The organism is Aquiflexum lacus (assembly GCF_015476655.1).
Lineage (GTDB): Bacteria > Bacteroidota > Bacteroidia > Cytophagales > Cyclobacteriaceae > Aquiflexum > Aquiflexum lacus.
The window spans coordinates 10,018-22,384 of the sequence record NZ_JABFHF010000010.1; the positions used below are offsets into that span (position 1 = coordinate 10,018).

At 39.5% G+C, this 12,367-nt stretch carries 6 protein-coding genes; 3 read left to right on the plus strand and 3 right to left on the minus strand.

Going from position 1 to position 12,367, the window contains the following annotated elements:
- Nucleotides 1-10: 10 nt before the first annotated feature.
- From HMJ38_RS10585 to HMJ38_RS10595, 3 genes are all read left to right on the plus strand, one after another.
- Nucleotides 11-3,250 (plus strand): UvrD-helicase domain-containing protein, encoded by a 3,240-nt coding sequence (locus HMJ38_RS10585; RefSeq protein ID WP_194974372.1) that lies wholly within the window; start codon nt 11-13, stop codon nt 3,248-3,250.
- On the plus strand, nt 3,247-6,105 hold the full coding sequence (locus HMJ38_RS10590; protein WP_194974373.1) for a PD-(D/E)XK nuclease family protein: 2,859 nt from the start codon (nt 3,247-3,249) through the stop codon (nt 6,103-6,105). Before HMJ38_RS10585 ends, HMJ38_RS10590 begins: the two co-directional genes overlap by 4 nt.
- A gap of 163 nt (nt 6,106-6,268) precedes the next feature.
- Nucleotides 6,269-7,168: a SixA phosphatase family protein gene (locus HMJ38_RS10595; protein ID WP_194974374.1), complete on the plus strand. Its 900-nt coding sequence runs from the start codon at nt 6,269-6,271 to the stop codon at nt 7,166-7,168.
- A gap of 7 nt (nt 7,169-7,175) precedes the next feature.
- On the opposite strand, the gene HMJ38_RS10600 is transcribed toward HMJ38_RS10595, so the two are convergent.
- From HMJ38_RS10600 to HMJ38_RS10610, 3 genes are all read right to left on the minus strand, one after another.
- Entirely contained in the window at nt 7,176-8,678 is a 1,503-nt protein-coding gene (locus tag HMJ38_RS10600; RefSeq protein WP_194974375.1) for a glycoside hydrolase family 32 protein, read from the minus strand.
- A 165-nt stretch (nt 8,679-8,843) separates the two neighbouring features.
- Nucleotides 8,844-10,982: a glycoside hydrolase family 97 protein gene (locus HMJ38_RS10605; RefSeq protein WP_194974376.1), complete on the minus strand. Its 2,139-nt coding sequence runs from the start codon at nt 10,980-10,982 to the stop codon at nt 8,844-8,846.
- A 75-nt stretch (nt 10,983-11,057) separates the two neighbouring features.
- Nucleotides 11,058-12,140 carry a site-2 protease family protein gene (locus HMJ38_RS10610; protein WP_194974377.1) on the minus strand — a complete coding sequence of 361 codons (1,083 nt, stop codon included), beginning with the start codon at nt 12,138-12,140 and terminating at the stop codon, nt 11,058-11,060.
- Nucleotides 12,141-12,367: the final 227 nt, after the last annotated feature.

Consider the following 12,367-nt stretch of genomic DNA (forward strand, 5'->3'; position numbering starts at 1 on the left):
ATTTTTGAATATGAAAAGCAGACCTTTTATCATCTATAAATCTTCAGCAGGTTCGGGTAAAACTTATACCCTTACCACAGAGTATCTCAAGTTGGCCTTGATTTCCCCGGAAAGTTTCAGGTCCATATTGGCAGTGACTTTTACCAATAAAGCTACGCAGGAGATGAAAGAGCGGATTTTGAAGGAATTGAAGCGATTGAAAACTGAGATCAGACCTGATGAGAAAATGGATATTGAAATCCTATTGGCCTTGGGGGTGGGGGAAGATGAACTGAAAGTCCGTGCTGCCCAATCTCTTACTGCTATCCTTCATGATTATGGTCGGTTTTCGGTCAGTACCATTGATAGTTTTTTTCAGAAAGTGGTAAGGGCTTTTGCCCGTGAAATGGATCTGAATGCCAAATTTGAAGTGGAAATGGATCAGGATGATGTGTTGGACAGGGTAGTGGATAGGGTGGTAGACAAAGTCATGGAAGATGAGTTTTTGCATAAATGGTTGGTGGATTATGCAATAGAACAAATACAAAACGGAAAAACATGGGACATCAGAAAAAATATCAAATCACTTGGCAGTCAGATTTTTCAGGAGGGTTTTAAAAAGTTTGGGACAGAAATCAAGGAGTTTTTAAAGGAAAATGAAAATGTGAATTTCCTTCAAAAATACCTCAGAGATAGAAAAAAGGAGATTATAGAAATCACCTTGCAACTCAAGGAAGAAGCTAACCACATCCGGGAAGCCAATGGATTACAGTGGACTGATTTCTCAGGAGGCTCAAGATCTTTTGCGCTTAAATTCGATAAATTGGGAGACAGAAACCAACCGGTTTTAGAATTAAGTCCCACACAGGTCAATTTACCCGATTCCGAAGATGGATGGTTTTCAAAAAGCAGCAAACAAATTGATGCCATTGTGACTGCCTATCACCAAGGTTTAGGTAATATTCTTGCCCAATTTGAACCACTGTCCATCAAGTGGAATACCCTTGAGGCTATTTCCAAAAATATCTTTGTTTATGGGATATTCAGGAACTTATTGGAAGAACTTACCCAGGTAAAGGACGAGGAAAACATGTTGCTCATCTCAGATGCCAACGAATTTCTCAAGGAGATCACCCGCGAAAATGACGCTCCATTTATCTATGAGAAAGTGGGGAATCAGTATAAAAACCACCTAATCGATGAATTTCAGGATACTTCAGGCTTTCAGTGGGCAAGTTTCAAGCCCCTACTGGAAAATTCCCTTGCACAGGGAAATACCAATCTACTTGTTGGGGATGTCAAACAATCCATCTACCGTTGGAGAGGTGGGGAGATGAAATTGCTGTTGGAACAGGTGGAAAGCGAAATAGGCGCTCAAAACATTGACCATAGAGACTTGGATACCAATTTCAGGAGTTTGCCCAATATCATTGCTTTCAACAATGCACTATTTAAGAAGTTGCCGCAATCATTTGAGCATTTGGCGACCCATTCGTATCACGCAGAAGATGCCGGTATCATTTCTAAGGCGTATCAGGATGTTTTTCAACATGTATCTCCAAAAAAAGCAGGATCTGATTATAAAGGAAAAGTAAGGTTTGAGTTTATCGATGTGAAGGAAAGTGAAGAAGAGGAAGGGAATTTTGAGGAGCAGGTGTTGAGTCGGTTGCCAAAAATGGTAATGGAATTGCAGGACAAAGGTTATGGATTGAAAGACGTCGCTTTTTTGGTCAGACGAAAATCGGAAGGTGAAGCCATTGCGGATACCTTGATGGCGTTTGCTTCTGAAAATCCTGGTTTGGAATACCGCTTTGATGTGCTGTCCGATGAATCCATGTACCTGCACAAATCTGCTTCGGTCAAAGCATTGGTAGCAGGATTGAAATACCTGCATGACCCTGAGGACAAAGTGCAGTTTAAGACCATGTGGTATTACCGGTCGGTATTGCGGGATGAGCCCGTAAACCATGATCTTTTTGCCTTGGACAAAAGTCCGATTCATTTAAAGGAAAAAATAAATGCATTTCAGGAAAGGGAAAAAACCCTATTGCAATTGCCTTTGATGGAAGCCTTGGAGGAATTGATAGCGGAACTGGATTTGCAGGAATCAGGCATGGAAAAAGCCTATCTATCCGGTTTTAAGGAAGCTGTTTTTGACTTTACCGCTAACAATAGGGCTGATCTTCCGGGTTTCTTGGCTTGGTGGGAGGAAAATCAAACCAAAAGAACTGTCAAAATTCCCGAAGGGCATGATGCCATGCGGATATTGACCATTCATAAATCCAAAGGGCTGCAGTTTAAGGTGGTGCTGATGCCCTTTTTGAAATGGACCATTTTTGAAACCAACAAGGGCAATGTAGTCTGGTCTCCTTTTGAAGATAAGGACAAAGGTTTAAATGTCATTATACCTTTGAACCTAAACGCAAAACTGGCCAAGTCGGACTTTAAGGAGACTTATGGCGAAGAAGCCATTATGGCCTATTTGGACAGTTTGAATATGATTTATGTGGCTTTGACTAGGGCAGAGGAGGTAATATGGGGGATTTCTCCCTTCAAACAGGAATCCAAAAAAGATATTTCTTTGAACAATATGCAGATCCATTTGCAACAAGTCCTCAGCAGCTCCATGGATGGGCCCGATGGACTTTCTCTTTCTGAATTTTTTGATCATGAATCAAAAACATTTGATTTTGGGGATTGGCCTCAAAAAGTTGTTAAAGAAAGGGGGGATTTCAAAACTCCCGAACTTCGCTGGACCTATCAGAACTGGTCTGAATTGCTAGAGGTCAAGCAATATGCTGTTGATTTTTCCAAAGGAGGATTGGATCAAAGACAGAAGCGCGATTTTGGTTTGTTGGTTCATGAGCTATTAGAGAAGTCCCGAACCCATGCTGATATCAACATGCATTTGGAGGCATTTTACTTTGAAGGCCGATTGGATGAATCGGAAAAAAATGAAGTTAGTAAACAATTGGATAAGCTGTTTGATCATCCTGTTTTTGCATCCTGGTTTGAAGGAGAGGGACAGTTGATGGCCGAGCAGGGTATTTTACTTCCAGATGGTTCCCAAAAGCGCCCCGATAGAATCATTCTTAAAGAAAAAGAGGCAATAATTGTGGATTTTAAGACAGGTTCTGAATTTGAGAAACACCAAAAGCAGGTGAAAGAGTATATGGATTTGGTTTCATCTTTGAGTCAAAAGACGTGCAAAGGTTATTTGTGTTATTTGGAAGATGGGAAGATTGTTGAAGTTGAAAATTTGAGAAAATGAACAGTTTTTTAAGAAATACCGCCCAGGAAATCATTCAGACCTATCCGGAATTACAAAACTTGGTTGTTGTACTTCCAAATAGGAGGGCAGGGCTTTTTTTTACCAAACACTTGGGGACCCTGATCGATAAGCCCACTTGGATGCCTGAGATCAAGACCATTGAAGATGTCTTTTACCAATATGCCGGACAAAGGCCCTCAGATGACCTGACTTTGATTTTTGAACTCTACAAAGTCTATCAGAGCCTTCATCCTGAACCGGAAACCTTCGACCGATTCTATTTCTGGGGAGAGATGATTCTCAAAGATTTCAACGATGTGGATCAGTTTATGGCGGAGGCCAAAAAACTATATTTATATCTCTATGAGATCAAAGAAATAGAATCCGATCTGAGTTTTTTGACTGACCAGCAAATTGCTTTGATCAGACAATTTTGGGATTCTTTCCAAAATCAGGGTAGGGGACATCAGGAAAAATTCCTCAAATTCTGGCAGATTTTATATCCTTTGTATGATGCTTTCAAGGCTTCCCTGAATGTTTCAGGAATGGCTTACTCAGGGATGTTATATCGAAAAGTCGCCGAAAAATTGGATGGGGTTGCAACATCTGAAAAGCAGTATGTTTTTATCGGTTTCAATGCTTTCACCAAAACAGAGGAAAAACTGATCAAGCATTTTGTATTGGAATTTGGGGCCAAGATTTATTGGGATATAGATGCCTATTATTTGGAAGACAAAAATCAGGAGGCAGGTTTGTTTTTCAGGGAATATCAAAAAGACCCTGTTTTTGGACCTACATTTCCCAAAGAAATACCAGAACAAATTGCAAACCGAAAGGCAAAGATCCAAACCTATGCAACGCCACTCAAAACGAATCAGGCCAATCTGGTAGGCTCTTTATTGGAGAAGGTTGACAAAAATGAAAACTGGGAGGAAACGGTCATCATCTTGCCGGATGAACAATTGCTGTTTCCTGTATTACACACCTTGCCTGAAAATATTGACAAGGTCAATGTAACCATGGGCTACCCTGTCAAAAACACGCCGGTTTACGCTTTCTTGGAAGCAGTCCTTGAAATGCAGCGGTATATTAAAATTGAGGATGGAATACCTTTATTTTATCATCAGCCCTTGAAAAGTCTCCTTTCCTCCATTTACCTCCAATCTGTCAATCCAACTTTTGTGACGGATCTGCTTAGGGAAATGAAGGAGCAAAATCAGATTTACATCACCCAAAAGAAGTTGCATGAGGGAGGGGCATTTTTTGAATTGATTTTCAGACCGCTTGGCAGTGCACAGCTATTTCCTTACCTCTCTACCTTGATGGAGGAACTCGCCAAACGATTGGGAGAAGAACCCCTTCAGCGATCTTACCTTTATCAGTGTTTTAAGCAATTGAACAGGCTTAGGGACAATTTTGAGAAGCAGGAAGGACTTTCTGTGGACCGGGAATTTTTCATTCGTTTGTTCCGTCAGGTTTTCAGAGAGGTCAAATTGCCCTTTGAAGGAGAACCCTTGCAGGGATTGCAGGTCATGGGGGTATTGGAATCGAGAAACCTTGATTTCAAACGCGTCATCATCTGTAACATGAATGAAAGTAGTTTTCCGCCAGCAGGCAGTCTCAATTCCTTGATTCCCTATAATATCCGCAGGGCTTTTGGATTGCCGGTTCAGGAACAGAATGATGCCATTTATGCCTACACCTTTTATCGCTTACTGCAAAGTGCAGAAGAGGTACATATGATTTATACAACAGCAGCAGACCAAGGAAAAGCGGGAGAAAAGAGCCGATACATTCAACAGATGGATGTGGAAATGGGATTGGACATGAAAGAGGAAGTGGTATATGTTCCTGTTGATCTCAAAGAGACGGCATCTATTGTTATTGAAAAGAATGAAGAAGTACTCCAATTGCTGGAAAAATATGTGGTAAATCCCGATGGAAGATCCAAGAGTACAATTTCTCCATCGGCCCTTAGTGTGTATTTGGATTGCAGGTTTAAGTTTTACCTCAGGTACCTTGCCGGCATAAAAGAAAAAGAGGAAGTAAAGGAAGAAATTGATGCTTCGGTTTTTGGTAATATAGCCCACTACAGCATGGAGTTTTTGTATGAAGGATTTCAGGAAAGGAAAAAGCGATCTTTACTTGCGAAAGAAGATTTTGCTGAGTTGAAGAAAAATTGGATTTTTCCGGCCATAGAAAAAGGAGTAAGGAAATTCTATCATTTGGATGAACTTGCCGATACCAAGCTTAGCGGTCAGATGGCTATTGTCAGGGATGTATTGCAGAAATACATCCAAAGACTATTGGAAATCGATGAGGAAGCAGCTCCGTTTCAGATTCTATCTATGGAAAAAGCCCATCAGGCCAAATTCCAAATTGACACCGCAAAAGGTAAAGTGGAAGTTGGTTTGGAAGGATACATAGATAGGGTGGATGAACAGCAGGGTACCGTGAGGTTAATAGATTATAAGTCCGGTGCTGACAAAAAGGCCTTTAGCAGTATTGAATCTCTTTTTGACCGGGAAGATAAAAACCGCAATAAAGCAGCCATGCAGACCATGTACTATGGATTACTCTATCAGTCAATGCACCCTGAAAACACTAAACCCTTAAAACCTGCTTTATTCAATTTCAAAGAAATATTTAAAGAAGATTTTAATCCCTATTTGCAACTAAAAGAACCAAAAGGTAAGGCTGAAGAGGTAGGAAATTATAATGAATACGCCCAACCTTATGAAAATGGATTAAAACGATTATTGGAAGATATGTTCGACCCGAAAGTTCCTTTTAATCAAACCGAGGATTGGGATAAGTGTAAGTATTGTGCCTACAAAGAGATTTGTGGAAGGTGATATTTAATTTTTAATATTTTATTAACATAAGAATGCTACCTAATTGGTATAGAAATTGATAAATTCAAATTGTTGATTGGGTTAAATAGGATTCCCATCAGGGTGACTTCTATAAGTCTTTACGTTTGAAACTTTTTACTTTTCCACCATTGATTATTTATTTATGAAATTTTATTGCAAAAGGATCTATCTTTTGATCTTGATTCCTCTTTTGATGTCTTCCTGTTTGGAAGAAGAAAAGGAAGAAAATATGATAACCTCTGAAGATTATATTGATGGGGTGTTTTTCTTGGAGCACTTGGATGAAGGCTTAAAAATTAACATTGAGACAAATAAGCCGGCAAAGTTTTTCCCTAATTCCGAACGTCAAACCTTTGAAATTGAAGAATCTGGTTTTGCGGGACTGTCACTTCCTCAGGGGGTTTATTGGATTGATTGCTCATTTGAAGAAAGTCCAAATATTATTGAAACCATTCCTATCCTCATCATGAAAAATAAGGCTCATGCAATCAGGACAGTTCGTTCACTAAGAAATATGAAGGAAGATTATCAGGGTTTCGCTTTGGTTTTAAGACATGTAGATGCTAGAATCGGAGATGATATTGTTGACTCACCTTTACCGGAATGGTGGAAATCCTGTGACCCGGAAGTTGCCAGACAGTTGAATGATAATGGAAGAAGGAACGGTAAGAAAATAGGTGACGCCATCAAAAAACTTCAAATTCCTATTGAAACTGCCATCAGTAGCGAGTTTTGCAGAGCAGTTCAAACCATAGAGGCAATGGAGTTAGATCTTGAAATTGAAACTGATTCAAGACTGAATCATGAAAATGCAAATCCCAACGATCCAATGTTTGAAGATGTTTTTGATATTATCAAAGAAAACCAAACTAAAGGGGTTCAGCTTTTGGTAGGACATTTTAATATGATCGATTCTAACCCATACAGGAATTTATTCAGACCTTTTAATATGTCGGATGGCTTCCTTATGAAAGTAAATAATCAAGGTCAACTGGAATTTATAGGTTCAGTTCCTCTGTATTTATGGTCTCTATTTGACTAAGCAAACTTTACCAAATTCCCTTTAGATAATGCACTGAATTGCTTTCGGTAAATCCGTTTAATTCTACTTTAGAATAAAATTCATTTGGGAAGATCAAGTCAGTCATCACAAGTTCACCATCATTAATAAATACCTCGATGGATGAACGATCAATAAATAACCTGACTGTTCCCACTTCAATCCCATGTAATGGAGCCTTATGTACAGCGGGGAATTCCGGACTGAAGTCAATCTTTCCCGATTGTGTTCGGTCAATTTTTAATTCTTGACCTGATTTTTCAATAATCAACGTTTCACCTTTATCATTTGAGAAATGTATTTTGAAATCTGATTGGTTTGGGGAAAGCTCAAGCTCCACCAACTCATTTTCCAATTCAAAAGATGAACCGGAAACTGTTTTTGATTCCTTTCTTAATTTTTCAATTTCTTTTACGGGTCGAGATGCAACCAAATATCCATCGTTGATCTTGATCAATTCAAGTTTTCTTGGAATGGTCATGGCAGAGCGCCATGGGTGGGTAGGGACAATTTGGCCGTATTGCCAATTGCTCATCCAACCTATAAACAGGGTTCTTCCATCTGATTCAGGTACGTTGGACCAAGTAACCCCAGCATAATTGTCTGCACCGTAATCAAGCCATAAAGTTTCTGAGCTTTCTGTAGTAAAAGTTTTTCCATCAAAGTTTCCTACAAAATACTGTGTTGCCGAACCGCCCTGTGGACCTCCGGGGTTGATGCTGACAAACAAGATCCACTTTTTAGTGCCATCAGCAGCTGTCAGCGGAAAAAGATCCGGGCATTCCCATACGCCACCATAGGCAGCCCATTCTGGATTAAAGTCACTTTCAAAGGTCCATTCCAAAAGATTAGGGGAGGAGTAGAAATCGATCTTGTCCAAGACAGCTAGGGACATGATCCATCTTCCATTTCCTGCTTCATCTTCATGCCACATCACTTTCGGGTCACGAAAATCTTTGATACCAGGGTTTTTCAACACGGGATTTTCTTCATATACGGTCCAAGACCTGCCCTTGTCCAAACTGTAAGCGATGCCTTGAGTCTGAAAATCATTCCTTCCTTCTTTTTCACCTATTGGCTCATGATAAGTAAAAATGGCAATCATGGCTGGATTTTGAGATGAACCCAAACCACTTGTGTTATCGTGGTCAATCACAGCCGAACCGGAAAAAATCCAACCATTTTTGTCAGGATAAATGGCAATGGGCAAATGCTCCCAATGCACCAAGTCTGTGGAAACAGCGTGTCCCCAATGCATTGGCCCCCAAACTGTGCTGTCAGGATAATACTGATAAAACAAATGATATTCCCCATCCAGATACACCATCCCATTTGGGTCATTCATCCAATTGGCTTCGGGAGAAAAGTGGAATTGGGGGCGAAAAGGCTCATTGTATGATGTGGTGTCCATCGGACTCGATTTCTCCTCTATTGTTTTACAGGCAAAAAAAACCGAAAACAAAGAAATAATGATAAAAAGAGATTTTTTCATGTTGGTGGAAATTTTGAATGTAATAAAAATAGAGGAAAAATAATGAACCACAAAAGGAACAAAAAGGAACAAAAGGTTTATGTTGAAACAAAGGAATTACAAATCATCCCTATTCAGTTGAATCTTTTGTTTTCTTTGGTCTCTTTTGCGGTTCACAATCCCACGTTATAGTTTCTTCAAGCCCTTAGTCTGTTCTTTAGTAGCTTCCATAATGCTTATCGCATAACCACCACCGGGCGCTGATTCCTGACTGAGCGTGGATTTATTCGTAACCATTACTTTTCTGATGGTATATGCCTGAGGGTTGTTTCGGTAATGGGCATCTTTGGCATCAGCATAAATGGTGGCTATGTAGGTTTTATCAGGATCGAGGAAATCAAATGAAATCGTGGATGTCCGTACAGGTACACCATTGACATTGCCCACAAACCAATTGTTGCTACCTTTTTCTTTTCTGGCGACAGTGATAAAATATCCGGGTTCTGCTTCCAAATACCTGCTTTCATCCCAATCAATGGCCACGTCCTTGATAAATTGAAAGGCATCCATAAAACGTTCGTAATTCTCCGGTAGATCGGCAGCCATCTGAAGTGGGCTGTACATGGTGACATAGAGTGCCAATTGATTGGCTATGGTGCTGTTCACCCAAGAATTATTTTCTGGGTTGATTTTGCTGATGTCCATTTCAAAGATGCCTGGGGTATAATCCATTGGCCCACCAATCTGTCTGGTAAATGGCAATACAGTCACATGGTTGGGCTTACTGCCACCGAAGGCTTGGTATTCTGTTCCTCTTGCGGACTCATTGGCAATGAGATTGGGCCAGGTACGGGCAATCCCTGTTGGCCTGACAGCTTCATGGGCATTGACCATGATTTGGTAGTCAGCGGCTTTTTCAACGGCATATTGATAATGGTTGACTATCCATTGACTATAGTGATTTTCTCCTCTTGGAAGTATGTCACCAACATAACCGCTCTTTACAGCATTGTAGCCATTGTCCTTCATAAATTGGTAAGCCCGATCCATATGCCTTTCATAGTTTCTTACAGAAGAGGAGGTTTCATGGTGCATGACCATTTCGACCCCTTTGCTTTTGGCATAATCCCTGATGCCCTCCAAGTCAAAATCAGGATAAGGAGTCAAAAAGTCAAATACATAATCTTTGGAATTTCCAAACCAATCTTCCCAACCAATATTCCATCCTTCTACCAATACGCCGCTAAAACCATGCTCGGCGGCAAAATCAATATGTCGCTTAACATTGGCATTGTTTGCTCCATGTTTCCCATTGGGTTTGGCTTTAGAAAAATCAGTTTCCCCTAACCTGACAGCAGGAAATTCATCTGTGTAGGCCCAAGAGCTTTTCCCAGTGATCATTTCCCACCAAACCCCGATATATTTCATGGGTTTAATCCAAGAGGTGTCTTCGATTTTGGAAGGTTCATTGAGATTGTAAGTAATCCTTGAAGCGAGGATTTTCCGTGCATCATCACTGACAATCACCGTTCTCCAAGGAGTGTTGAATGGGGATTGAAGGTATCCTTTGTCTCCGTTGACATCTGGGGTCAGCCAAGATTCAAAGATGAAATTTTTGTCATCCAAATTCAGGTGCATGGTTGAATAATCCATCAATGCTGCTTCATGAAGATTGATGTACAACCCATCCGCAGATTTCATCATCAGGGAAGTCTGAACACCAGTTGGCGAAAAAGGCTTTTGGGAAAGATTGGCAGTAACCGCTTTTGCCATTTGCTCTCTGATTTCAGAAAGTTTGGATTCTGTGTAATCATATTCCTGAGTATCATAATCTCCTGCAATCCAAAAAGCAGTATGGTCACCTGACATTGCAAACTGGGTTTTTTCTTCTTTGACTACAAAATGAGCCAAATTTGGTTGTGAAGGAAACTCATACCTAAAACCTAACCCATCATCGTATACCCTGAAACGAACTGCAATAATTCGCTCCGTGCTTGGTTGATTTAGTTTCACATAAAGTTCGTTGTAATGGTTTCTGATTTTACTTTCTTCACCCCATATTGGTGTCCAATATTCATCATAAGCATCGGTTTTGGAATCTACTAGACTGAAGCCATCCAAGAGAGTGGCTTGGTTTTTTAGTTCAAAACCCAATTGGCTTGGTTTAATTACCGTTTTCCCTTTAAAAGACAACTGATAGATTGCTTTACCTTCCTTTACTTCAAAATCAAGTTTGATCTCAGCGTTTGGAGATTGGATTGATTGGGAAAATAAAAAAATTGGCCAAAGAAATATTATTAATGATAGATAAATGGATTTTCTCATGTGGAATATTATTTAAACTATTGAAATAATTGATTTTTTGAATTCAAAGACATACTAGTTTTGAAAGACGAAAATTTATACTTTTGTCAAAGCCGATTTGACCATTACAAACTCGCTGATATTTTCTTGGTCAAGGATGCCGAGAAAATTCCCATTCTCGATGACAAAAGCCACTTTCTTGTTCTTGGTCACCATATTTCTCCAAGCATCATCAAGTTCTTGTTCTGTCTCGATTTTCAATGGACCGAAATCAGCGACTTTTTCCACTAAAGTAGTTTCATTTCCTTCTTTAAGTCCTTTGATGATTTCATTTCTGCTAAGAGTTCCGACAGCGATATCATCCTTAACGACTACAAAATGAGTTGCTTGTGAATTCAAAAGCTTTTCAATGGCTTTTGCCAATGGTGCATCATATCCAATGATCTGAAATTTCATCATCAACGCATCTTTGACTTTATAACCTTTCAAAAAACTTTCCTGCTGTGTGTGACTTACCTCTGCGCCTGCACCAAGAAAAATAAATATCCCTATCAGAACTAATATGGGGTTATTGAACAACCCAAAGAAAATAAAGAATATGGCCATGAATTGACCGATCCCTCCTGCAATCTGAGTTGCTTTGGCCCTTGGAAGTTTGATGGCTAAAAATGCTCTTAATACCCTCCCGCCGTCCATGGGAAATGCAGGGAGTAAATTGAACAAGGCAAGTATCAAATTAGCTGAAGCCAGGTATAAGACAATTGTATTTGGGTTTATTTTGATCTCTTCCAGATTTTCAAGGTCAAAACCCGTGAAACTTAAAATAGCTGAAAGAATGAGAAATAAACCAATATTGACAAGAGGTCCTGCGATAGCCACCCAAAGTTCCTGCTTCGGGTCTTCTGGTAATTTTTCAAGTCTAGCAACTCCTCCGATCGGATACAGCACAATGTCTTTAGTCTGAATGCCATACTTTTGAGCAGCTAATGCATGCCCAAATTCATGTAAGACCACACAGAAGAATAAAGCAAGGACAAAAATGATAATCCAAAAAATATCAATGGCGGGCATGCCCTGACGCATATTGGAAATGATGATCCATAGTAATAACAAAGAAAATGTCCAGTGGATAAAGACTTTGACATTTTTGTATTTTCCTAAAAACAGTGAAAATTTCATTTGAAGTTATTTTGGCTAAGTTTATGATTCCTAAATTAAGCTTTTATCAATTGTTTTTTACAAAGAAAATCCAGTATTGTCAATCAATAACTGATTTGTATCATCTTTAAATATGATTGTCTTTTGTCAGGAATGATATGTTTATTTTTGTTTCGGATTAAATTCATCAAACTATGTTCTGAAAAAATATATTTAACCTAATTAATCAAAATAATATTTTGAATTTC

What these genes read in the sequence shown, in the direction of transcription:
- HMJ38_RS10585 (WP_194974372.1), top strand. Translation starts at nt 11, where the DNA reads ATGAAAAGCAGACCTTTTATCATCTATAAATCTTCAGCAGGTTCGGGT.
- HMJ38_RS10590 (WP_194974373.1), top strand. Translation starts at nt 3,247, where the DNA reads ATGAACAGTTTTTTAAGAAATACCGCCCAGGAAATCATTCAGACCTAT.
- HMJ38_RS10595 (WP_194974374.1), top strand. Translation starts at nt 6,269, where the DNA reads ATGAAATTTTATTGCAAAAGGATCTATCTTTTGATCTTGATTCCTCTT.
- HMJ38_RS10600 (WP_194974375.1), bottom strand. Translation starts at nt 8,678, where the DNA reads ATGAAAAAATCTCTTTTTATCATTATTTCTTTGTTTTCGGTTTTTTTT.
- HMJ38_RS10605 (WP_194974376.1), bottom strand. Translation starts at nt 10,982, where the DNA reads ATGAGAAAATCCATTTATCTATCATTAATAATATTTCTTTGGCCAATT.
- HMJ38_RS10610 (WP_194974377.1), bottom strand. Translation starts at nt 12,140, where the DNA reads ATGAAATTTTCACTGTTTTTAGGAAAATACAAAAATGTCAAAGTCTTT.